Origin of the sequence: Anabaena sp. 54, from assembly GCF_017355725.1 — a bacterium.
Lineage (GTDB): Bacteria > Cyanobacteriota > Cyanobacteriia > Cyanobacteriales > Nostocaceae > Dolichospermum > Dolichospermum heterosporum.
On the sequence record NZ_JAAVWA010000034.1, the window covers coordinates 18,668 to 41,743 of the forward strand.

The 23,076-nt window shown below is 39.2% G+C and carries 20 protein-coding genes and 1 tRNA gene; 15 read left to right on the forward strand and 6 right to left on the reverse strand.

Features of this window, described 5'->3' with window-relative positions; translation table 11 throughout:
- Nucleotides 1-328 precede the first annotated feature (328 nt).
- A complete protein-coding gene (locus HEQ36_RS21970) occupies nucleotides 329-1,090 on the forward strand; it encodes a response regulator transcription factor (protein WP_027403339.1) in 762 nt (253 codons plus the stop codon).
- A gap of 374 nt (nucleotides 1,091-1,464) precedes the next feature.
- Here the strand turns inward: HEQ36_RS21970 and HEQ36_RS21975 are convergent, their stop codons facing one another.
- The gene (locus tag HEQ36_RS21975; protein ID WP_053537927.1) at nucleotides 1,465-2,208 is read right to left on the reverse strand and encodes an ATP-binding cassette domain-containing protein; all 744 of its coding nucleotides are present in this window, start codon (nucleotides 2,206-2,208) and stop codon (nucleotides 1,465-1,467) included.
- Between the two features lie 413 nt (nucleotides 2,209-2,621).
- Between HEQ36_RS21975 and HEQ36_RS21980 the strand changes: the two genes are divergently transcribed.
- Entirely contained in the window at nucleotides 2,622-4,169 is a 1,548-nt protein-coding gene (locus tag HEQ36_RS21980) for a serine/threonine-protein kinase (protein ID WP_168635739.1), read from the forward strand.
- An 11-nt stretch (nucleotides 4,170-4,180) separates the two neighbouring features.
- Here the strand turns inward: HEQ36_RS21980 and HEQ36_RS21985 are convergent.
- Together HEQ36_RS21985 and HEQ36_RS21990 are read right to left on the reverse strand one after the other, a co-directional pair.
- Nucleotides 4,181-4,265: transfer RNA gene (locus HEQ36_RS21985), tRNA-Ser, on the reverse strand.
- 54 nt (nucleotides 4,266-4,319) lie between these two features.
- Complete coding sequence (locus HEQ36_RS21990; protein WP_168635740.1) at nucleotides 4,320-5,039, reverse strand: M15 family metallopeptidase; 720 nt, start codon at nucleotides 5,037-5,039, stop codon at nucleotides 4,320-4,322.
- 542 nt (nucleotides 5,040-5,581) lie between these two features.
- Between HEQ36_RS21990 and HEQ36_RS21995 the strand changes: the two genes are divergently transcribed.
- From HEQ36_RS21995 to HEQ36_RS22005, 3 genes are read left to right on the forward strand one after another with little or no spacing between them, the layout of a single operon-like run.
- The gene (locus tag HEQ36_RS21995) at nucleotides 5,582-7,312 is read left to right on the forward strand and encodes an Hsp70 family protein (protein ID WP_053537924.1); all 1,731 of its coding nucleotides are present in this window, start codon (nucleotides 5,582-5,584) and stop codon (nucleotides 7,310-7,312) included.
- Nucleotides 7,313-7,327: 15 nt separating this feature from the next.
- Nucleotides 7,328-7,642 carry a hypothetical protein gene (locus tag HEQ36_RS22000; protein WP_290708448.1) on the forward strand — a complete coding sequence of 105 codons (315 nt, stop codon included), beginning with the start codon at nucleotides 7,328-7,330 and terminating at the stop codon, nucleotides 7,640-7,642.
- Nucleotides 7,632-8,732, forward strand: a complete 1,101-nt coding sequence (locus tag HEQ36_RS22005; RefSeq protein ID WP_290708450.1) for a hypothetical protein — start codon at nucleotides 7,632-7,634, stop codon at nucleotides 8,730-8,732. Before HEQ36_RS22000 ends, HEQ36_RS22005 begins: the two co-directional genes overlap by 11 nt.
- 438 nt (nucleotides 8,733-9,170) lie before the next feature.
- On the opposite strand, the gene yidD is transcribed toward HEQ36_RS22005, so the two are convergent.
- Nucleotides 9,171-9,416 carry a membrane protein insertion efficiency factor YidD gene (yidD, locus tag HEQ36_RS22010; RefSeq protein WP_053537922.1) on the reverse strand — a complete coding sequence of 82 codons (246 nt, stop codon included), beginning with the start codon at nucleotides 9,414-9,416 and terminating at the stop codon, nucleotides 9,171-9,173.
- Between the two features lie 66 nt (nucleotides 9,417-9,482).
- Here yidD and HEQ36_RS22015 point away from each other — a divergent pair, with 66 nt between their 5' ends.
- From HEQ36_RS22015 to HEQ36_RS22045, 7 genes are all read left to right on the forward strand, one after another.
- The gene (locus tag HEQ36_RS22015; protein ID WP_053537921.1) at nucleotides 9,483-10,175 is read left to right on the forward strand and encodes a diacylglycerol/polyprenol kinase family protein; all 693 of its coding nucleotides are present in this window, start codon (nucleotides 9,483-9,485) and stop codon (nucleotides 10,173-10,175) included.
- Nucleotides 10,176-10,665: 490 nt separating this feature from the next.
- Entirely contained in the window at nucleotides 10,666-11,028 is a 363-nt protein-coding gene (locus tag HEQ36_RS22020) for a CTB family bacteriocin (protein ID WP_205748492.1), read from the forward strand.
- 745 nt (nucleotides 11,029-11,773) lie between these two features.
- Nucleotides 11,774-13,282, forward strand: coding sequence for an HlyD family efflux transporter periplasmic adaptor subunit (locus HEQ36_RS22025; RefSeq protein WP_053537919.1), 1,509 nt, complete (start codon nucleotides 11,774-11,776; stop codon nucleotides 13,280-13,282).
- A gap of 76 nt (nucleotides 13,283-13,358) precedes the next feature.
- Entirely contained in the window at nucleotides 13,359-15,527 is a 2,169-nt protein-coding gene (locus tag HEQ36_RS22030) for a peptidase domain-containing ABC transporter (RefSeq protein WP_053537918.1), read from the forward strand.
- 200 nt (nucleotides 15,528-15,727) lie between these two features.
- Nucleotides 15,728-16,000, forward strand: a complete 273-nt coding sequence (locus tag HEQ36_RS22035) for a hypothetical protein (RefSeq protein ID WP_168635742.1) — start codon at nucleotides 15,728-15,730, stop codon at nucleotides 15,998-16,000.
- Between the two features lie 625 nt (nucleotides 16,001-16,625).
- Nucleotides 16,626-16,820 carry a hypothetical protein gene (locus HEQ36_RS22040; protein WP_053537916.1) on the forward strand — a complete coding sequence of 65 codons (195 nt, stop codon included), beginning with the start codon at nucleotides 16,626-16,628 and terminating at the stop codon, nucleotides 16,818-16,820.
- A gap of 377 nt (nucleotides 16,821-17,197) precedes the next feature.
- Nucleotides 17,198-17,377 (forward strand): hypothetical protein, encoded by a 180-nt coding sequence (locus HEQ36_RS22045; protein WP_053537915.1) that lies wholly within the window; start codon nucleotides 17,198-17,200, stop codon nucleotides 17,375-17,377.
- A gap of 162 nt (nucleotides 17,378-17,539) precedes the next feature.
- On the opposite strand, the gene HEQ36_RS22050 is transcribed toward HEQ36_RS22045, so the two are convergent.
- A complete protein-coding gene (locus HEQ36_RS22050) occupies nucleotides 17,540-18,415 on the reverse strand; it encodes an alpha/beta fold hydrolase (protein ID WP_168635743.1) in 876 nt (291 codons plus the stop codon).
- An 829-nt stretch (nucleotides 18,416-19,244) separates the two neighbouring features.
- Between HEQ36_RS22050 and pyrH the strand changes: the two genes are divergently transcribed.
- The 3 genes from pyrH (at nucleotide 19,245) to HEQ36_RS22065 (ending at nucleotide 21,893) form a co-directional block, all read left to right on the forward strand.
- Nucleotides 19,245-19,973 (forward strand): UMP kinase, encoded by a 729-nt coding sequence (gene pyrH, locus HEQ36_RS22055; RefSeq protein ID WP_027403325.1) that lies wholly within the window; start codon nucleotides 19,245-19,247, stop codon nucleotides 19,971-19,973.
- Nucleotides 19,960-20,508 carry a ribosome recycling factor gene (gene frr / locus HEQ36_RS22060; protein ID WP_053537913.1) on the forward strand — a complete coding sequence of 183 codons (549 nt, stop codon included), beginning with the start codon at nucleotides 19,960-19,962 and terminating at the stop codon, nucleotides 20,506-20,508. Before pyrH ends, frr begins: the two co-directional genes overlap by 14 nt.
- Nucleotides 20,509-20,774: 266 nt before the next feature.
- Nucleotides 20,775-21,893, forward strand: coding sequence for a geranylgeranyl reductase family protein (locus HEQ36_RS22065; protein WP_053537912.1), 1,119 nt, complete (start codon nucleotides 20,775-20,777; stop codon nucleotides 21,891-21,893).
- Between the two features lie 60 nt (nucleotides 21,894-21,953).
- Here the strand turns inward: HEQ36_RS22065 and HEQ36_RS22070 are convergent, their stop codons facing one another.
- Nucleotides 21,954-23,039 (reverse strand): AI-2E family transporter, encoded by a 1,086-nt coding sequence (locus HEQ36_RS22070; RefSeq protein WP_168635744.1) that lies wholly within the window; start codon nucleotides 23,037-23,039, stop codon nucleotides 21,954-21,956.
- Between the last annotated feature and the right edge of the window lie 37 nt (nucleotides 23,040-23,076).

Sequence of the window (23,076 nt, forward strand, 5' to 3'; positions counted from 1 at the left end):
ACCTCCCCTACCTCCCCCACCTCCCCCACCTCCCCCACCCCTGCCCCCTGCTTGCCTTCACCCGTCATTTTCGGGTTGACAGACTACTAGTTCATGTCGCTACAATTAATAGAAAAGTAATTTTATTTACCTATTATGGATATAATGTAAACGTAATAAAAACTTAATAAAGCTACTAGCTTGGCTGTAAATAAAGTAAAAAATAAATTTTCTGCAAGGTTTTTGAGGGAAATGTGAAGAATATGTCTATTGAAGTAACAAAAACTACAAAACCTTAACCATGAGATTGTTAATTTGAGATTCATCAACGCTAAGGGGTCTTACCACTGTGGGTTCGGTTTGTATAGAAATTGTTGAGGGGAATCCCCATCTGAGGTCGTTGTTGGGTTGGCACTTGCAACAACTAGAATACCGAGTTCATCAAGCTGCCAGTATTTATCAAGCAAAAGAAGTGTTTATCAGCCATCAACCCACTCTAGTCATTCTAGATGCGGATTTATCGGATGGTGATGGGGTCGAGTTTTGCCGCTGGTTACATCGTCAACAACAGCCTTTAATTCTCATGCTATCTGCTCGTACGAATGAAGCCGATATTGTGACGGGATTAAAAGCGGGGGCGGATGATTATTTAAGCAAACCTTTCGGAATGCAGGAATTTTTGGCTAGGGTTGAGGCAATTATCCGCCGTAACCGGACACCTACTGCACCAGCCTATTTAGATTATGGCAGTTTGCAAATTGATTTAGTTCAGCGTCGGGTGCGGTTTCAAGGGGAGTTTATTGATTTAACGCCCCAGGAGTTCAGCTTATTATACGTTTTAGCACAAGCTGGAGGAGTGCCTTTAAGTAGATCGGAATTATTACGTCGTGCTTGGCCTGATGCTATTGATAATCCACGCACCATTGATACTCATGTTTTATCGTTGCGGAAGAAAGTGGAACTTGATCCACGTCAACCCAGTTTAATTCAAACTATCCGCAATGTGGGATACAGGTTTAACATGGAAATCTTGAATGTTAATGTTCCACAAACACAAACAAAATTACCAAGAGAAAGATTTACTAATCAAATTCCTGTACTAACTAAGTAATTGGACAAAAATATTTACAGTCATTGCGAGGGAAGGGAAGCAATCACAGCCCTGGCGATTGCTTCATTTCACTTCGTTCCATATGGCTAACGCCACGCAACGCTTACGCAATGACATTGTGTAATTAATTCTGTCTCACTACTTACTCAAAGTTCATGAGTTACAGCAATTCTCGTTCTTATGAAATACAATGGAGGGCGCAATGGAGGGCGCAATGGAGGAGGGCGCAATGGAGGGCGCAATGGAGGGCGCAATGGAGGGCGCAGACCCTGCGCCCCTACGAGTTCTGCGATAAAAAACTGTACCTCATAACATCAGAATGTGCTTTAAGGGGATGTAGAAACCCCATCTTCAACGAAGTAAGATGGGGTAGTTTATGTCCATTCTGCTAGTGTTTGAGTTTCGGCTTGAATTAAGCTGGTTGCTAAGTTACTCCAATCTATCTCAGCAGCAGGTTGATTGACTACTAATTGACCTTGTTGAAGATGTAAGAGGTGGGTACAAAATGCTTGAGCTAAATCTATTTGGCGATTTACCATCAGAATTGCCGAGGAACGGGGTTGATTTAGGTGAGTTAGTATATTTATTAAGTGAGTGGATGTGGGAGTATCTAAGGCTGATGTAGGCTCATCTAGAAGTAAAATCTGGGGTTCGGTAACTAGGGCGCGAGCGATCGCAATTAACTGTCTTTGTCCAGCAGCAAGTTGTACCTCGGTTCGTCCTAACCATTGTTCAGGAATTTGCAGTTGTTCTTGCCAATAACTGACTTGTTCCTGAATCTTTTGCTTTGGTAGACCACGCAGAACTAAAGGATAAGCTAAGGCTTCCCCAACTGTCATCCCCAATAACTTAGATTCTTGTTGGACAAGCATTACCTGTTGACGGAGTTGGATAACGGGAATTTGCCGATATTCCTGATCTTGAAGATAAATTTTGCCGCTCGTGGGTTCATTTAAACGGTTGATGAGGCGTAATAAAGAAGTTTTCCCAGCACCGGATGTACCGACAATGGCTAGGCGATCGCCCGGTGATACCCTAAAGGAAATATCCTGTAAAATTGGGTATTGGTGTTGATGTTGTAACCGCCGATAAAAATTAACAGATTCTAGCCTCAGCATAGGGAATAGGTAACAATTAATAATTATTTTGATAAGTAGGTTGGCGTTGAAAATTGTCGTTATGGCAGGGCAAGAGGCAAGAGGCAAAAGGCAAGAGTAAAGAGGTTTTGGGCGATTTTACGTTTCTTTACACAGTTTGGTTTTATTGTGTTCACCTACTTACAGCAGATTGGGTACTTAGGAGTTACAAAATCTGGTGTTGCTGATTAAGGGTATGAATTTTAGTCTCACGCAAAGGCGCAATCACGCTTCGTGATCTCGAAGAGTAGACGCACTGAGGTTTGAGTTTTAAAGGTTCAATTTGGGAATTTCATACCTCAATTCAGCAACACCCAAAATCTAAAACCCTTGCCATAATAGATAGGATGAATAACCCAATTAATTATCTGCTTATTTAAGACTGAAAAAACCCTATGTTAGCAGGAACAATTTTACAGAATGGAAAATATACCATCCTCCAGGAAATAGGGCGGGGCGGATTTGGTGTTACCTTCAAAGCTATGCACCACTATTTAAATCAAGAAGTGGTGATGAAAACTATCAATGAAAGGTTGCGGCAACATCCCGATTTTCCCAAATTTCAGCGCCAATTTCAAGATGAAGCCAGGAGATTAGCCGCTTGTGTTCATCCTCATATTGTCCGAGTCAGCGACTTTTTTGAAGAAAACAGTTTACCTTACATGGTAATGGAATACATTCGCGGAGACACTTTAGGTGCAGCATTTGTTTTACCAGGAATCCCCTTACCAGAAGCTACAGCTATTCATTATATCCGCCAAATAGGCGCAGCCTTGCAGGTAGTGCATGATAACGGGTTGCTACACAGAGACATTAAACCAGATAATATTATCCTGCGTCAAGGAACTCAGGAAGTAGTGCTAATTGATTTTGGCATTGCTAGAGAATTTAATAATGGGGCAAAACAGACACATACAGGTTTAGTCAGCGAGGGATATGCACCCATTGAACAGTATTTAACTCAAGCACAGCGCACAGCAGCCACAGATGTTTATGGGTTAGCAGCAACCCTCTATGCACTCTTGACAGCACAAGTTCCCATACCTGCATTATTGCGTGACCGAGAACAAATGCCTTCTCCTCGTGAATTACAACCTCATCTGAGTGCGGCTGTTAATCAAGCAGTTAGCCGAGGAATGGCTGTAGAACCACAATTTCGCCCCACCACAGTAACAGAATGGCTGCAACTTTTACCAGGAAATAGGTTGGCTGTCACATCACCAAGTTTACCTACCCAAGCAATCCCCACCATTAATTTATCGGATTTAAAATCAGAATATTCACCTAAAAAAGCTACTTTTCATCCCCTGTCCACACCATCAAAAATCGCCAACATTGGCAAAAAAACAGGTATACCCAAGGGAGTTATTAGCATTAGTATTGCTTTGGTTGCAGCTACCGCAGGTTTTAGCATGACGCAGATATTATCAAAACCCAATTTACAATCATCACCTAAACCATCTTTTGCACAATCTACTTATCAACCTATTCCACCTAAACCTGTTGTGGAAATATCACCATCATCTGCAAATCAAAAACTTCAAAATTCCTCATTCAATCAATCTGTACCATTACCTCGTTTGCGGAGAAAACGTAAGAATATTCGCGTTTCTCCAAAACCAATTCCTACTAGCGATTCTCAAGAAAAAACGGCTGAGAATCAGAACTCTCAACCCACACCAAATCCCGACAATACAACCAAGAAATCAACACCGGTTGTGACTTCCTCACCATCCTTAATGGATACCCTGCGCGATTCTAAAGAATCCCAAAAAGCTTCTCCACCTCCAGAAAATACAGCACCAGAACCTCCTCCCGTAGTGACTCCACCCCAGGAATCTCAACCAGAAAATTCTTCGGGTGTGGTAGTTCCCACTGTGGAAACCAAGCAGAACCCAGCGCCGGAAATTCAGCAACGAAAGGAAGAAAAGCCGCAGTTATAACATAAATTCAACGGAGAGGGGGGGATTTGAACCCCCGTTGAGTTTCCCCAAAACGCATTTCGAGTGCGTCACCATCAACCACTCGGACACCTCTCCAACATAAACTATGAAGTTTTGCTTCACTAGTAACGTTTATCATTGTAACACAACCTATGGAAAATTCCTGGATGTATCTGAATTTAATCTTCCATAACGTGCCGTCATCAGAGTTTCGGGATGAGATTGATTATATAACCAAGCCCACATTTGATCACCAAAGGAGAAATGCCACCATTCTCTAGGATTGCGTTGAAATCCAGCTTTTAACATGATATCCCGTAAGAGTTGACGGTTAGCATCATACTCTTGATGACTATGAGTATAATATTCTGGATGGGAGCGATCGGACATTTCATCAATAGGTGAACCCATATCTACAACTTCCCCAAGATCATTGACTAGAGTAATATCTACCGCAGCCCCCGTGCTGTGGGGAGGAGGGGTTTTCATATCCAAACTGGGTACAGCCCAAATTTCATAAACCAGCTTCCATACATCTTCCCGTTGCTGGGGTGATAATTCCTTTTCTGTCAAACCCCGTTCTCGCAACGCTTCCCCAAAGCTGTAATCTACCATAAACTGCTGCACAGCCACAGGACGATAAGCATCAAATATTTGAATATACCAATTAGGACATAGTAACTGTAAATTATTTTGCGCCTGAATCAAATTTTCAACAACACTTTGGCGCAAATAATAAGGTGAATGTCCGCCGTAGTTAGCACCTAACTTTTGATAAGGGTGAGGAGACTCCACCGCAAACAATTCTAGAGGAATCTTAACTAAAGGTTCACCACATTCAATAATGGGGATTTGGTAATAAGGTCGCATTTTAAGTAGGTTAGCAGTACTGTTAAAAGGCTGGATTTTTTTATTTATTTTAAATGACTATATATAAATTATTATACAACTACAGCAAATTGTCATCAAACCCGGAACAAGAACCCCACCCCCAACCCCCTCCCCGCAAGCGATGAGGGGGCTAAGATGTACCTTATATGATTGGAAATCGCTGTAAGTACTGAGAGAATCCCTTTAGAACAAGTAGAGGAATCTGTTGTGAAATTGAAACCGCAAGAAATAGAAATTCAAAACATAGACCATCTAGTACATTGAGAATAGGTTTTGATGACATTTTTGGTGATTTACTGTTTCTTAAATGCTTTTTTCACTTTATATGTTTGTTTTGATGCTCCCTTTGATTCATCTCTACGTAATTTCCCTCTGTGACAGTTTGGGGTGCGGAATGTGGGTTATATATAGGCTAAGTTTATTTCAATATGTAAATTTTTATTACGCTATTCAACATTTCTGCTATGATACAAAGAGATAGTGTTTGAAGTTACTTTCATAGTTTGTAGGAGATTAGTGTAGTGGTCCTTGATAGCAAGAAGATCAAAGTTGTCGCAGCCATTGACTTTGGAACATCGCGTTCAGGCTATGCTTATGCCTTTAAAGACGATAAACGGGTTATCGGGCGCTATGAATGGGACAAACAACCCTTTCCGTACATCAAAACTTTGACGCAAAGCCTCTATAACAGCGATCGCAAATTGGAAACATGGGGATATGCGGCCTTATCCCGATTAGCGGAACTGCGTCAAGCCAAAAACGCTAAAGACTACAGCTTTTTTCCTACCTTTAAAATGGCACTGCGAGAAAGCTGTAAACGTACTGATAAAGGTCCCATTGCCACAGCTAACAACGGACAAGAATTTCCAGTCATTAACCTTGTAGCTGATTACCTCCATCAACTAGGTGGATTATTGCGTAAAGAACTGGATAATGCTACCAGTGGTGAACTTAAAGATCACGAAATTCTTTGGTGTTTAACTATTCCTGCCATTTGGAAGGATGAAGAAAAATCTTTCATGCGTCGTGCTGCTATCAAAGCAGGACTAATTACTGGCAGCGATGATGATCGGGAACGCCTGTTACTGGTTCTCGAACCTGAAGCGGCCGCTATTTACTGTCAAGAAAAAGACCAAGCAGAACTAGAAGCTGGTAAACGCTTCATGGTTATAGATTGTGGTGGTGGTACTGTTGATATTACAGTCCATGAGGTTTCCCCGCATGGTGGTCTAGATGAAGTAGCAGAAGGCAGTGGTGGAGCTTATGGTTCAACCTGTGTGGACAAAGAGTTTCGGGAATACTTGGTCACTAAATTGACGGCTCAAGCCTTGATGAGGTATGAAGAAGAAGACCCTATTGGATGGTTAGAACTGATGGCAAACTGGGAACGGAAAAAGTGTGACTTTGACCCTACCACAACAGCCACAACTTATTTTGAAATTCCCAACCGACTCTACAAAATCCTCTCTAAAGAACATCCCCAGGTATTAGAACAACTTGCTGATGAACAGGAAGGTGATGATGAAAAAGTTCATGTTAGTAAAGAAACCATGCAGGGCTTTTTTGAGCCTATATTGGATGGTCTGGTACGAAAAGTAAAAGAACAATTTGCCAGGCTAGATGATCGCGGATGTGACATTCTCTATGTGGTTGGTGGATTTTCTACATCCCCAGTTTTACGTCAACGGATTCAGAAAGAGTTTGGGAGTCGGATTAAGGTTGTTATGCCATCAGATCCGGGTGCTGCTATTGTCCAAGGGGCGGCTTCATTTGGTGTCAATCCAGAAAGCATCCGCTCACGTCGTTCCCATCTTACTTATGGTTGTCAAAGTTGTCAACCATTCGATAAAAACCACGATCGCAATCAAAAAAGCAACCGACAATATTTAGAAGACCAAGGTGGCTGGCATATTTTCAATCGTTTTAGATCTTTTGTATTGGCGGGTGAAAGTATCGGTGTGAATGAAGTTGTCACTCATTCCTTCAACCCTGTAACTGCCGATCAAACAGTCATTAACTTTAAATTTTATGCAACGCGGAAACAGAATCCACGCTATGTCGATGAGTCGGAGATAGAAGAATTAGGTGAATTAGATGTTGATATTTCCTCAACAGTAGGAACACGCGATCGCCCTGTGGAAGTTTCCATGAATTTTGGTAAAACTGAGATTGCTGTCACGGCTATAGATATCAAAACAGGAAAAACTTACAACACTGCTTTGCGATTTTCTTCTACCTACTCGATTGAATAAGGAAGGTTATACATGATGGAATTTCAAGAAACAAATAACTCACAGCCAGAAACAAAAGAACAAGTTGAACAATTTCCAAAAGAGAAAAAAATTGAACTTATAGATCAAGCAAAAAATACATTAAAAAGTATGCTAAGTATGTCTCGAACAAACGAAAAAATATACAACAAACTTCTGCTGGTTTATAACTGGTTATGTGCTATTTACGATGGGCAACCTGACACACAGTTTGAATATTCAGAGATAAAAGTTAGCATCTGTCAAACAAAATACAGTAACTCATTACGATGGAACAAGCGATCGCCCCCAGCATCATGTATTGACAGGTGAATATAAAACTCTCAAAGAGCAATATCTTGATCCTTTAGCAAATAGCTTGTTTACATTGATGGCAACAAGCAACCCAGAACTCAAGCAACAACGTCGAGAAAAAGTCAATGATATTAAAGCTGATATCTCGGCTATTGTTCTGATTGGTGGACAGGCAATCATGCGAGGAGAAAACACAATTTCAATAGAATTACTATCAGGAATGCTAAATGAAATGCTAAACTTGTTTTCTCAGAAGCTAGGAATATTTGATATACAAAGTCAATTATCACAAGTTTCAGAACTGCTGACAAAAGCAGCAAATCTCGCACAGGGAAAAGTTCAATATCCTGTTCCTGGCAAATGGCAAGAAGACGACTTTAAGCAAACTATAAGAGAATTGAGCGATCACCTTTGTCAAAAACTCCACCTTAATTTTACATCTCTAAACCAAGATATTCAAACTGAAATCCAGCAATCAATTAACAACGCTTTAATATTTCTGCAACGTGCTAACCTTGCAGATCCACCAGCTTTTCTGAGTCTCGAAAGTAAAGGTGCGCCTTTCCGTTTCAATTATCACGAAGCCGCAAAAGGGTACGATGATGAGGGAAAAATCATTAAAGCAATTTATCCTGTTTATCTTGTCAATTCTGAAGCAAAAGTGAAAGCAATTGTTCTCACTGAAACAACAATAACAACAACAACAACTGGTCAAAGAAATCCAGATCCTGCACATAATAGTATCAGATATGAAACATTATCCCCAACAGAACCACCATCAAATCCACCTGCATCTGCGACAAAACTTTCGGAGATTAGTGAAGATGAAAAAGAAAAAATGATTGCCCAGGGAATGCTACAAGGAAAACCTGAAACTCTCATTAAAAATGTGAAAACTAGATGGATTGATAATGCCGATTATTCATATTATGGTGGTAATAAATCGTATTATGGTGGTGATAAAGATTCAGATAATGAATTACTAGAAAAGTTAGCAAATATCACCAATATTGAGGTAATTGAACAATTGGAAGATGAATTGATTATAATTAAATATTTTGGCTCTTGCGGTAATTTTATGGTGGAAACTCAAATAACTAAAATTTAGTACCTAAAATTTATATTCATTAAGTCTCAGACTTCAGTACCAGCAAGAGATTACAAGATTTTAAATATGTTCAGATAGCAATGATGATATAATGATAATTATAAAACACAAAATTGCTTATAGTTTGGCTACTATGCTTAAGTAGTCAGTAACCCAGCCCTAAAGGGACTGAGCTTGCAAGAGTAATCAGGCAAGCTGTGCTGACCAGACCACCTTGAGCTTAGTCTCATGGTAGCCGTGAGGCAGAGCCTCATCAACTGCATTCCTAGTCAGAGACTAGGAACGAGATGTGGTAGAGATTTGAGCTTAAATTGACACCAATGAGATTTTGCTTTACCCCTACCTTTAGAATCAAACAATCAAGCCGTTTTGAGTATATTTTTGTCCAATTACTTACCAAAAGCATCCGTGTAATCCAGTAATCCCTTAAATCCGTGATCACTCTTCATGTTCACAACAAGATTTTGCTTTCGCATCTGGAACAGGATCATAACCTCCTGGATGAAAAGGGTGACAGCGTAAAATCCGCATGATAGCCATCCAACCACCCCGAAATACCCCAAACCGTTCAATAGCTTGAATCGCATACATAGAACAAGTAGGTTGAAAGCGACAAGTAGGGGGAAATAAGGGAGAAATAAATAAGCGATAACCCTTAATTAGCCAAATCAATAATATTTCCATATCCAAATCCCATAAAGTAGAATTAAAGTTAAAAATACCCCTATTTCCTCATTGTTTAACACATTCATGAGCTTAGAAACCCTTTCCCCATTGTCGCTGCCAATTGCCACCGCTGCGGCTTGGGTAGGATTGATTATCTGCATTGCTTGGGTAGTTAGTCGTTTTACTGATAGCGAACCAGAAATCATTCGTAAAATCGTGCATATTGGCACAGGTAATGTGATTTTAATTGCTTGGTGGTTAGATATTCCTGCTTATGTGGGAATTACAGCGGCAGTTTTTGCGAGTATCATCACCTTATTATCTTATCAATTCCCCATTCTTCCTGGTATTAATAGTGTTGGTCGTCAAAGTTTGGGAACATTTTTCTATGCTGTGAGTATCGGTGTTTTAGTAGGTGTTTTTTGGCATTTACACCAACCGCAATATGCTGTTTTAGGAATTATGACTATGGCTTGGGGAGATGGATTAGCTGCTTTAATTGGGAAACGGTTTGGCAAACATAAATATATAGTTTTCGGTTCTCAAAAAAGCTGGGAAGGTTCTTTAACAGTGACTTTAATCAGTTATTTTATTTGTGTAACCATTTTACTTGTTACCCAAGGTAGTATTTGGCAAACCTGGATAGTTTCTTTAATTATTGCCTCAATCGCTACGATTTTAGAAGCCTTTTCTTTTCTGGGAATAGATAATTTAACAGTTCCTATCGGTAGTGCCACCTGTGCCTATTTATTGAATCAGTTACTATCGGGTTACTAATTAATTCCTGATATAGCCAAATGATATTTATAAAATTAGAGATAAGTAGGTTGGTGTTGAAAATTGTCGTTATGGCAAGGCAAAAGGCAAGAGGCAAGAGGCAAGAGTGAAGAGGGTTTGGGCGATTTTACATTTCTTTACACAGTTTGGTTCTATTGTGTTCACCTACTTATCTAAAAATATAGATATTTAATTTTTTGTTGATTGTCAAACTTAACGAATATATATATATTCAGAGTTCTCTGGAAAAACAAAAAATAAATACTATGCAGAATCGTGCAGGTTTTATTGAACTAGAATTTATCTTTATTATTAATAATACTATTTTAATAATTACAACCTATTTTGTCTCTACTTTTAGAGGTAAATTTGCAACCTTTACTTTCTACCCGTAGGTTTATGAATTATTAGGCAACAATGCTTATAGTTGAGTTGTTAGGTGATGAAACACCTAATTTTGTAAGTGAGGCTAATAATTGTGTTAAATCAAATGGACGCATCCGATTTGATTGTTGCTTTATCTGATCAGCAGCAAGAAATAGTGACTGGTGGGGCTGACTTTGAACTAGCTGCTAGTAATTACGCTAACAAAGGATCGCTTTTAATGGGATCAAGCGTCTCCGGTCCTCAAGGTAGCAGTGCTACTTCCGCAGGTAAGTCTAATACTATCCTGACTGCGGGACAAGATTTCTTAGGTTTAGGTGCAGAGCTTCCTGCTGGTGTCGGAGCTTTAGGTCCAGCCGTATTACCAGGTGATGGAACAGCAACAACTGCACCCGCAGTAACGACTGTACCCGCAGTTCCCACTCCTCCAGTTACTGGTGGAGTTGGATCTCTAGGGATTCTTGTGTAGATATGGGCTAGTCAGCCTATAAATTACCTAATCTTAAAGCAAGAGTAATCTGGTGCGGCAGAGTGGGATGGAAAAATTGAAACATGAAAACTCAAAAAGCAACTTGCACCAGCTTTTTGTGAGTTTTTAATGGTTAGTTATTTCCACCACTCCGCACGGCTAGTACCGCAAGGCGGAAGTCAAAAGTCAAAAGTCAAAATGAAGACAGTATAGGCTTTTGGAGGATTTAAGTAGGTGAACACAATAAAACCAAACTGTGTAAAGAAACGTAAAATCGTCTAAACCCTCTTCACTCTTGCCTCTTGCCTCTTGCCTCTTGCCTTTTGCCTTGCCATAACGACAATTTTCAACACCCACCTACTTAGAATGGTTGGTTTATTTACGCCAACCTGTACTAGTCAACACCTTTTGCGAGAACAAAAGGGGGTAAGGGAAATGATAAAGGCTTGCTCAATGTAAGTGAGGACTTTGAGAAAGTTTGAGCTTTTCCCTACTTCTTCTTAATGCTTGATCTGCGTTAAAGATTTGAGAAAGCAATTCCCACACAACAGCGGAAGAACTATCTCTACCCCCTTCACTAGATTATAACCTATCATCCAATTATTTTTCATGATGTGAACACAGAAGTTTGCTTGTTTTTATTCCTAATAATTTATTACCTGAGATAGTTGATGTTTGATTGCATGATATTAGCAATTTCTATCTTAGATCAGACTATTTTAGCCCTAATAGAAGGTGTAATACCGTGAACTCCTTACAGAGTCAAAATAACAATTCTCCCTATAATTTAAATAACTCGACTACAGAAGATTTGCATATACTAGAAACTAATGAGTTTCTCCCCCATATTGGTAAATGGATTCATCTTGGTGGGGGAGTGATGATTACGATGTTTGTAGTTGCTGTGAGTCTCACATCTGTTCTCTATTACAACATCACAGTTAAAGTTCCTGCAACTATCCGACCATTGGGAGAATTACGGTTAGTTGAATCTGCAATGACGGGAACTATTAAAAAAATTGTAGCTAAAGAAGATCAGGTAGTAAGCAAGGGAGAAATAATTGCTTATCTTGATGACTCCCAACTCCAATCTCAGAAAAAACAACTGCAAAATACTATTCAGCAAAGTCAATTACAACTTCTTCAAATTGATGCTCAAATTAATCAAATCAATACTCAAATAATTGCTCAGACTAACTTAAATGACCGTACCATTATGGCTGCACAGGCCGAATTAACTGGCACTGAACGCAACTATAAAGATCAGCAAATTAAAACCGGTGCGGAAATGACACAAGCTAAAGTAGCTATAAATTTAGCAAAGGAGCAACTAGCAAGATTACAAAAAGAAAAGGTATTAATAGCCACTGTGGAAGAAGCAGAAGCAGGTTTAAAGCTGGCTATATTACAGCGCGATCGCTTGCAGAATATAGCTCAATCGGGAGCAATATCTCAGAATTTAGTCGAGGAAAAAGAACAGGCTGTTAAGTCTGCTCAAGCCAAATTAGAACAAGCCAAATCTAGTTCTAAAAATCTCCAAGAAGAAAAAGAACAAGCTGTTAAATTAGCACAAATAAACATACAAAAAGCAAAAATTGGCATTAATCCCAGTAATGCAAGTGTAACAGTAGCTTCGGAAAGAATTAGGCAAGAAAAAGCCAGAGGTGATGGCAATTTAGCAGCTTTAAAAAAAGAACGGGAACTATTAATCCAGCAACGTCTAGAGCTGCAAAAACAACAAATTCGCACTCGTCAAGAATTACTACAACTAGAAAATGAGTTGAATAAAAGTGTAATTCGCTCCCCAACAAATGGCACACTAATGCAACTCAAACTCCGCAACTCTGGACAGGTTGTACAACTTAGTGAGGCTCTTGCTCAAATTGCTCCTGTGGATGCCCCTTTAATCATCAAAGCTCACGTTTGGGCTAAAGATATTGACAAAATAAAAACCGGTCAAGCAGTACAAATGCAGGTTTCATCTTGTCCCTATCCAGACTATGGAACTCTTAAAGGAACTGTAAAAACAATTGCACCAGATGTTCTAGCAACTACACAAAATAACTCTATTATCAGCACCCCCCAGGTAGCTACTTACGAAATCAATATTGAACCACAAAGTCTATTTTTAGGAAAAGGTAATCATTTATGTTATCTCAAATCTGGCATGGAAGGACGTGCTGATATTATTTCTCGTCAAGAAACTGTACTACAATTCATCCTCAGAAAAAGCAAATTAATCACCAATTCATAAATTAAATTGTAGACAGAATTAAGCAATAACTCAAGCCAATACAAGTGTTAATTAACCTAAATTTTTCTGAATAATTATGTTTAATATCTTCAAACCTCATCAGAATTATCAGTGTGTTTTACAGTTAAGTGAAGAAGACTGTGGAGCAGCTTGTTTAGTTTCTATTACCAAACACTATGGACGCTTTTTAAGTATGATTAAAAGTCGAGAAGCTGTTGGTACTGGACAATTAGGAACAACATTATTAGGGTTAAAAAGAGGTTCAGAAAATCTTGGTTTTAATGCTAGAGCAGTCAAAGCTTCTCCAGAAATTGTAGACAGAATTACAGAAATTACATTACCTGCAATTATCCATTGGCAAGGCTATCATTGGGTTGTTTTATATGGTAAAAAGGGAAAAAAATACGTTATTGCTGATCCGGCTGTGGGAATTCGTTATCTGACAAAAGAAGAATTAACCAATGCTTGGGATGGGGTAATGCTCTTATTAGAGCCAGATCCAGACCGCTTTTTTGAACAACCCCAAGAAGAATCAAAAGGTGGAATAACGCGCTTTTTTCGCCGGCTTTTACCCTATCGTGGCTTACTAGCTCAGGTTTTAATGATTAATATTGTCCTGGGTTTACTAGCTTTAGGAACTCCGGTTTTGATTCAATTATTAACAGATGATGTTCTCGTGCGTGGAGATGTACAATTACTTACTGTTGTCGTTTCCGCTGTTGTTGTTATGAGTTTATTTGGCGGAGGATTGCAAGTATTTCAAGCCTTAATGATTTCTCATTTTGGACAAAGATTACAACTAGGTTTAGTTCTAGAATTTGGTCGTAAACTTCTCCAATTACCATTAAATTATTATGAATCCCGTCGAAGTGGAGAAATTACTAGCCGACTGCGAGATATCGGCGAAATTAACCAATTAGTATCACAGATTGTGATTGTTTTACCTAGCCAATTTTTTATCGCTGTAATTTCTTTTGGCTTAATGTTATTTTATAGTTGGCAATTAACAATAGCCGTTTTATTTGTTGCTGGTTGCATGACTTTATCTACCTTACCTTTCTTACCCATTCTCCAACAAAAAACCCGCAGTCTTTTAGTCTTAGGAGCAGAAAATCAAGGTGTTTTAGTAGAAACATTTAAAGGCGCACAGGTAATTAAAACTACAAATGCTGCTCCTCAATTTTGGGATGAATTTCAAAGTCGGTTTGGTCGTTTAGCTAATCTGGCTTTTAGCACGGTGCAAATAGCAATTATTAACGGGACTATTGCTAAAATTATCTCTACAATTGGTGGTGTTATCTTACTAGGCTTTGGAAGTATGTTAGTAATTCAAGGCAATTTAAGCATCGGTCAAATGTTAGCTTTTAATGCTTTACAAGTAAATGTTGTAGGTTTAATTAACTCATTAGTTGGCTTTGTTGATGAATATTTTCGTTCCCAAACAGCAGTTTCTCGATTGTTAGAAGTTATTGATGCCACACCAGAAGTAGTCGGAGGAAGTCAAAAACCAACTGCACAAATTTCTAGTGTGGCAGATATTAATTGTTCTCATCTCCAATTTCATCACGCAGGTAGAGTTGACTTATTAGATGATTTTTCTCTTCAGCTTCCTGGGGGAAAAGTCATTGCCTTAATTGGTAAATCTGGTTGTGGTAAAAGCACCTTAGCTAAATTATTAGCTGGGTTATATGTACCAGATTCTGGTAATATCCGCATCGGCTTTTTTAATATCCAAGATATTGCTTTAGATTGTTACCGACAACAAGTAGTTTATGTTCCCCAAGAACCTCATTTTTGGAGTCGGACAATTTTGGAGAACTTCCGTTTAGGTACACCTAATATTTCTTTTGAAGACATAGTTCAAGCTTGTGATATTGCTGATGCTGATGGTTTTATTAGTCAATTACCTAATAAATATCAAACCGTATTAGGGGAGTTTGGGGCGAATCTTTCTGGGGGACAAAGACAAAGATTAGCGATCGCTCGCGGAATTCTCACAAATCCACCTATACTGATTTTAGATGAAGCTACCGCCGGATTAGACCCTATGAGTGAAGCTAATGTTTTAGATCGGCTTTTAGAATATCGCAGAGGTAAAACCACAATTTTAATTACCCATCGTCCCAGCGTTATCCACCGTGCTGATTGGATTGTTCTCATAGAAAAAGGTCAAGTCCAAATTCAAGGAACTCCTGATACTTTCTTATCAAAACCCGGAGAGCATTTACAGTTTTTAACCGTATAAATAAATATTTTTAAAGTTTTTATTTATCTATCACTCAACTTAAACTAAGTAGGTTAGCATTGAAAATTGTCGTTATGGCAAGGCAAGAGGCACTCATGCAAGAGGCAAGAGTGAAGAGGGTTTGGGCGATTTTACTTTTCTTTACACAGATTGGTTTTATTGTGTTCACCTAGTTAGTTGCTTATCTAAGGAGTAATAATATGCTGAAAAATACTCAATTAAATCACCATCAATTATTTAGATATCTTGATGATACAGAACAAGAATCTCTTGTCGGTGGGCAAATTTTACCCATGTTAGGTTTATTCGCTGATGGTAAATTATTCTTCCAAAAAACCGATCTGGAAACTGAGGGCAAAAATGATTTAACTCTCGCTTCAGGTGATTCTACTTCACAAACTACTAAATATAAATTATCCCAAATAACCATAGCACTTTCTTTCACATTTGGATTGCTAAGTAGGTGGATGTGAAATAACCAAAATGTGTAACGATATGTAAATTCACCTCAATGGGTTATTGTCGTTGAGTTTTAGCCATTTCAAAAAACGAAATATATTTTGATTTTCCTCCGCCCACCTACTTAACAATTAGTTCTAGCGGTGATAAATTGAGTAACTGATTACCAGATTTTCTCCATAACTTCCTTTGACAAAATAGATTAAGATAACTCCACAAAAAAGATGATTCAATTTTGTGGGATAGGCATCTTGCCTGTCCTTGTATTATTAGCAGGCAAGATGCCCGCACCACAAGAAAAGTTTCTCAATATAATTTTGGTTGCAAATCAAAATTAAGTATTATCAGGTATGTTACTCTGTCGCCAACGCAGCCTAAGTAGTTTTTTGAGAACCAAACTAGATTGCTATATTTTGTCTAGATAGAACTATAACTCAAGACTAATTTAAGCTATATAAACCTATGACTAAGGGGGCATTTTTTTCTAATTATTAATAGTTATAAAAGAAGTATAGGCAACATTCACTTATTCATAAATTGAGGCTAATAATCATGTTGAATAAAAACATGAAATCTGATTTTATAGTGAAGTTGTCAGCAAATTAAAACCGGAAATAATTCAACTAAGTGAGGCTTATAATGTTAAATCAAGATAATAAATCTACGTTGCTTGTAGAATTATCAGCAGAAGAACAACAACTTTTATCTGGGGGATGTTACCAGTCACCCCCTCCCTGTTGTTGTAAACCTAAAAAATGTGGCAGAGACTATCCACAATATGATCAACCTACACCCTATTCCAGAGAAGATAGCTATCCTGAGCGTAATGACTAGCGTGGTAATGCATACTCTTCCTAAATAAGCAAAATATCTAACTGGACTATTTTTGATAGTCTTAGGGTTTCAATTTTGTAATTATAGGGTGAGGAGAAATTTTCAGATAGATTGCTTGATATCAAATATTAGCAGTATCTTATGCCAAAATTCTGGCTTAATTTTCTCCTCTTTCCTTTTTTATCATCAGGCTTTAAATAAAATTGCATGAGTCTATCTCTAGTTATATAATAAGTTGATTTATTTGCATCAAATGATATAAGTTATCAACTAATATTTCTAACCATAGAATCATTAAATTGATCAGAAATATCTTTATAAAAGTAAACATGGTTGTACAAAACCTAGCAAAAAATTAATTGAGTTCAACAATTATTATGTCAAACCAAAATATTCCATCTCAAAATATCCCATCTGATTTAGTTGTAGAACTATCCGTAGAAGAACAGCAACTTCTATCTGGTGGTCATGGTGGCTGGCGTGGTGGCCGGCGTGGTGGCCGGCATGGTGGCTGGGGTGGTGGCTGGCGTGGTCATCGTCGCCACGGATGGTGGTAAGTTAGCCTAGTCCACAAAATCAGTCTTAATAGTTTAAAGTTAATTTCTCTGAATTTGCTTTTTTTCTGTACTAGTGCCGCCGGGCAATCAACCATTAAAAATTTCTGAAAAGCTTGTGTAATCAGCTTTTTTTATTTTTAATGGTTGATTTTTAATTCCGCCCTACGGTACTAGTAGTTCACCAATCCAATCAAGTAAAATTGGATTTACTAATTCAGGTGCTTCATCTTGAGGACAATGTCCCACACCTTCTAAATGAATAAACTTTTGAACTTGGGGGAAATTGGCTAACTCTCTACCTAAATTAATAGGTTCCCAAGGGTCAGCCGTTCCCCATAAAATAATTACTGGACAAGATATTATAGGTAATAAGTCTTCCGCTAAAGGACCACTGGAATAAGCCGTAAAAGCTAAAAATACAGCCGCAGCCCCAGGATCTTTTGCCGGTGTCATTAAAATATCTACTAACTCATCTGTTACCGTTTCTCCGTTAGCATAGGCTTGTAAAAGAATATTTTTAACTGTTGGTGGTTGAGCTAGACGATTAAAAAAGAAATTACCTACTGGTTTAATTGCTAGAAAGTTTTGTAAAATTGGTGTACCAAATCGCTTAATCCAAGGTAAGCTTGGACGTTTACGATCATGTAATAACCGCAAAGAACAGTTAAGCAAAGCAGTTCCCAAAGCCATATCCGGGTTAATTACCGCCGCTTGCATAGCGACAATACAACCAATAGAATTACCTACCAAAAATGCAGGTTCACCCACCACTTCCCGACAAAAATCTGCTACTTGTTGTCCCCAAGTTTCTAAGGTATAGGTAATTTCTCCTGGTTTGGGTTTAGCTGAACCCCCAAAACCAATTAAATCAATTGCATAAACTCGGCAATTTGCGGCTAAAGCTGGAATATTTTTGCGCCAGTGTCCCCAGGATGCACCAAATCCATGTATCAGAATTACAGCGGGTCCTGTATTCCCTTGAGTTTGGTAACAAATAGGAAAATCTTGCCAAGTCCAAGTTTTCGGAGAATCTGTCATGATAAATGCAGTTTTTTGTTAATTTAATATTAAGGCTTTAAATAAAAATTATGTAACCGCTCAATAAATGGGGACGGACTAAGTAGTGAGACAAAATTAATTACACAATGTCATTGCGTAAGCGTGGCGTTAGCCATATAGAACGAAGTGAAATGAAGCAATTCCAACGGTTGTGATTGCTTCCCTTCGCTCGCAATGACTGTAAGTAGTCGGACAAAATTAAATTCACTCGTTGAGAGAGGGAACAGGAAACACTTCGACAAGCTCAGTGCATCGCAGGGAACAGGGAACAGAAAAATCAATTGTGTAATTAATTCTGTCCCATTACTTAAATATTTTTGTCCAATTACTTACCTGTTCAGGAAAGATTTTACGCCATTTGGGGCTTGTCCTTGAACGATTAACCCCGGATTATTGAGCAGTTACAGATGATCACCCACAAGCAGCATCAGCCCAGGAAGTAGATTATTTAAGAAATGCGGGTTCTTCGGTTCTTTTTATGGAAAACCTGGTTCAAAACCATTGAAAGCCTTATTGTGTAGGCATTTCATTGAAAATATGGTCATAATTGTTTATAACCCTTGCCCCGTAAGGGTTTTGTTATAATCAATCCTCAATTACCATAAAAACAACGCAAGAGCCGAAGTGCGATCGCTAAATTACCCCAAGATATGTTCGAGTGATGGCAAAATCAGCAAATACAGCCAGACCAAACCGAACAAATTGGGACTTTATGCAAATGGCGGACAACCTAAATAGACACAGATAGTCACTCTACTGCTATCTTAAATTGGAGGCAATTGCAACTTTTTTGATAAAGCGGAACTTCATGGGAACGAATTACCGACGGGTTTTACTTAAACTGAGCGGTGAAGCCTTAATGGGCAACTTAGGCTATGGCATTGACCCAGAAGTGGTTGAGGAAATAGCCAAGGAAATAGGAGAGGTGATAGCCACTGGTGTACAGGTGGCTATCGTGGTTGGCGGTGGCAATATTTTTCGAGGCATTAAAGCAGCATCAGCAGGTATGGATCGGGCAACCGCTGACTATATCGGCATGATTGCTACGGTAATGAATGCCATGACCCTGCAAGATTCTCTAGAACGAATGGGAATTCAGACAAGGGTGCAAACCGCCATTGCTATGCAAGAACTAGCAGAACCATATATTCGCCGTCGTGCCATCCGTCATCTTGAAAAAGGACGGGTGGTAATTTTTGGCGCAGGTTCAGGGAATCCCTTCTTTACTACAGATACCACTGCGGCCTTAAGAGCGGCAGAAATTGAAGCAGAAGTGATTTTCAAAGCTACTAAAGTAGACGGCATTTACGATGCTGACCCCAAACTTTATCCTGATGCCAAGCGTTTTACCACCCTTACCTACGCCCACGTTTTGGCTAAAGATTTGCGAGTTATGGATAGTACCGCAATTGCTCTATGTAAAGAAAATAATCTCCCCATTTTAGTATTTGACCTCACGGTGCGAGGTAACATCCACCGGGCAGTCATGGGAGAATCTATTGGCACTCTTGTGGGAGGTTCTTGTGAAATTAGCTGAAGCTGAAAGTACGATGCAAAAAACCGTTGAGTCTACTCAACGGGCTTTTAATACAATTCGTACCGGTCGCGCCAATGCGAGTTTATTAGATAAAGTCCAAGTGGAGTATTACGGTACACCAACATCTTTGAAATCTCTGGCAAACATTAGCACGCCAGACTCTTCAACCATCCTGATTCAGCCCTACGATAAGGGCAGCTTAAATATCATTGAAAAAGCTATCTCTCTGTCTGACGTGGGCTTAACTCCCAGTAACGACGGCGTTGTGATTCGGTTGAATATTCCCCCACTCACCAGCGATCGCCGGAAAGAATTTGTTAAACTTGCGGCTAAGTATGCCGAAGAAGGTCGTGTAGCAATTCGCAATATCCGCCGAGATGCTATCGAGTCCATTCGCAAACAGGAAAAAAGTGCGGAAATCTCCGAAGATGAATCACGAGATCAGCAAGACAAACTCCAAAAACTGACCAACAAGCACACAGAAAAAATAGACCACTTGTTTGCAGAAAAGGAAAAAGAGATCACCACTGTGTAAGGTGACAGGTGACAGGTGACAGGTGACAGGTAAGAATTTTACTAATCACCAATCACCAATCACCAATTCCCAATTCCCAATCTCCATTTACTAAAAATTAATAAAAAAATCATCACCCCTTATATATACTGGACATCTCCAGAAATTAAATATGCGTGTCCTAGAACCCTTGTAGAGACGTTCCATGGAACGTCTCTACATTCTTTTCTGGAGATGTCTACTGAAAAATCAACTAAGTTAAAATAGAACGCAAAAAATTAGTCATTATGTACGATTGTATAATTGTCGGTGCCGGACCTGCCGGTGGAACAGCCGCATATCATCTAGCGAAGAAGGGGCGGTCGGTCTTAGTCTTAGAAAAAGAATCCCTACCCAGATATAAGCCCTGTGGCGGTGGCGTGTCACCTAGCGTAGCTCAATGGTTCGACTTTGACTTTAGTCCTGCTATCTCTACCAAAGCTGACTCTTTGCGCTTTACCTGGCAATTAGGCGATCCTGTAGAAGCAAAAATTGATACCAAAGAACCCGTTTGGATGGTGCGGCGGGATATTTTTGATCATTTCCTGATCCAACAAGCTCAAAATCAAGGGGCTGAACTACGAGACAAAACAGAAGTTAGAGGAATAGAATTTAAAAACGATGCTTGGCAAGTTACCACCACCACAGGGATAGTCGCTGGTCGTTATCTCATCGCCGCTGATGGTGCAAAAGGTTCTATGGCTAAATGGCTAGGTTTTAAAGAACGCAAACGCCGATTAGCCGGAGCATTAGAAGCAGAAATTCCGGCAATTGTCGAGAAAAAAACCACAATTCACTTTGAGTTTGGCTTGGTCAAAAACGGCTATATCTGGAACTTCCCCAAAACTGACTGTCATTCTATCGGAGTCGGCACTTTTATGGGTGGCGAACCCCAAGACTTTAAGAAAATTTTAGATGAATATGCCAAATCTTTTAATTTAGATATCAAAACTAGTAAACAATACGGTCATCCTCTATGTATTTGGGATGGAAACCAAAAACTCCATACCCAAAATGCAGTTTTAGCTGGAGAAGCAGCCTGTCTAGTTGATCCCTTTACCGCCGAAGGTATTCGTCCCTCCATTTTTAGCGCCGTTCTTGCCGCAGGATTTATTCACGATGCTTTAAATGGTGATATTCACGCCCTCGAAAACTATACCAATGCCATTAACGAACAATGGGGAAATGATATGGCTTGGGCGCAAAAACTAGCAGGGGCATTCTATCGCTTCCCTGGTGTTGGCTACAAGGTCGGTGTCAAACGCCCCTCTGGCGCTCAAATCATGGGTAAAATCCTCTGTGGAGAATTACGTTATAGTGATGTCGCTGGTCGCGCCTTAAAGCGGTTAATTCCTGGTTTTGGTTGATACAGCAAGATTCACCTAAGTAGGGGCGCAGGGTCTGCGCCCAGTCAGGAGTCTCAACTTTTACACCTGATCATTGATATCCGAATATTCCTCAACTATAGTTAATTCTGGATGATCTTCTTCATTATTATTCCAATTATCTAACACATCTTTAATTAATACTTCTTGTACCCAAATTTTGGCAACAACCGTCAGAGGAAGTGCTAAAAATAATCCTAAAAATCCAAAAAATGTCACAAAAAATAACTGAGAAATTAAAGTAACTGCTGGTAGTAAAGACACTTGATGTGCCATGACTACAGGTGTGATAAAATTGCTCTCAGTCTGTTGAATAATAAAGTAGAGAATAAACACAGCAACAGCTTTCCAGGGATTATCCAAAAGAGCGATCGCCATTGCTGGGACTACACTCATAGTCGGACCCAAATTAGGAATTAAATTCATAAATCCCGCTAACACGCCCAAAGCTAGTGCAGCCTTCACTCCTAAAATTGATAAACCCACCAAACTCATCAGCCCTACCACCAAAACACCAATAGAAGCACCAGTCACCCATCCTCCTAAAGAAACTTCACATTCCTGTACAATCCCCCCTACCCGCCGCCGATAAAAGGAGGGAAATATGCGAATAAATACTTTTTGATAAGCATCAGGATTAACTAAAAACATTCCTGTTAACACCAGGACTAATAGAATTTTGAGAACAACTTCTAAAGATCCAGAAACAAAAGCAAAAGAGTTACCTAATAGGCGATTAAATAGTGGTTGAGCTTGTTCAATTAAACTATTAAGATCCGGTATATAAGGCAATAATTGTACAGGAATATGACTTCTTTGGACATCAATCCAACTATTAAACCGCCCAAATCCTTGGGGAACTCGATAAGTGAGTTCATGAAATTGCTGGATAAAAGGTGGTACGATTAACCAGAAAAAACAGACAACACCTGCAAAGAAAATCCCTACAGCTAATAAAACTGATAATCCTCGTTTTATTCCTAAACTTTGAAAGCGCCGGGCGAGACGATTTAAAGTCGTCGCTAAAACAACCGCCGCAAATATTAGTAGCAGAACATCACGAAGTTGCCACAATACATATAAAGATATAACTAAGGCAATTAAGCCTATCCATTGACCAAGATTCACAAGCAAGACTCCCAGCTTGGTAAAATGCCTTTTGATG

Bases quoted from the DNA above. Each gene is read 5' to 3' on its own strand.
- HEQ36_RS21990 (WP_168635740.1), bottom strand. From the start codon at position 5,039: ATGCGACCTTATTACCAAATCCCCATTATTGAATGTGGTGAACCTTTA.
- HEQ36_RS22050 (WP_168635743.1), bottom strand. From the start codon at position 18,415: ATGACAGATTCTCCGAAAACTTGGACTTGGCAAGATTTTCCTATTTGT.
- HEQ36_RS21975 (WP_053537927.1), bottom strand. From the start codon at position 2,208: ATGCTGAGGCTAGAATCTGTTAATTTTTATCGGCGGTTACAACATCAA.
- HEQ36_RS22000 (WP_290708448.1), top strand. From the start codon at position 7,328: ATGGAATTTCAAGAAACAAATAACTCACAGCCAGAAACAAAAGAACAA.
- HEQ36_RS22045 (WP_053537915.1), top strand. From the start codon at position 17,198: ATGTCAAACCAAAATATTCCATCTCAAAATATCCCATCTGATTTAGTT.
- HEQ36_RS21980 (WP_168635739.1), top strand. From the start codon at position 2,622: ATGTTAGCAGGAACAATTTTACAGAATGGAAAATATACCATCCTCCAG.
- yidD (WP_053537922.1), bottom strand. From the start codon at position 9,416: ATGGAAATATTATTGATTTGGCTAATTAAGGGTTATCGCTTATTTATT.
- HEQ36_RS22040 (WP_053537916.1), top strand. From the start codon at position 16,626: ATGTTAAATCAAGATAATAAATCTACGTTGCTTGTAGAATTATCAGCA.
- HEQ36_RS22030 (WP_053537918.1), top strand. From the start codon at position 13,359: ATGTTTAATATCTTCAAACCTCATCAGAATTATCAGTGTGTTTTACAG.
- pyrH (WP_027403325.1), top strand. From the start codon at position 19,245: ATGGGAACGAATTACCGACGGGTTTTACTTAAACTGAGCGGTGAAGCC.
- HEQ36_RS22035 (WP_168635742.1), top strand. From the start codon at position 15,728: ATGCTGAAAAATACTCAATTAAATCACCATCAATTATTTAGATATCTT.
- HEQ36_RS22020 (WP_205748492.1), top strand. From the start codon at position 10,666: ATGGACGCATCCGATTTGATTGTTGCTTTATCTGATCAGCAGCAAGAA.
- HEQ36_RS22015 (WP_053537921.1), top strand. From the start codon at position 9,483: ATGAGCTTAGAAACCCTTTCCCCATTGTCGCTGCCAATTGCCACCGCT.
- HEQ36_RS22065 (WP_053537912.1), top strand. From the start codon at position 20,775: ATGTACGATTGTATAATTGTCGGTGCCGGACCTGCCGGTGGAACAGCC.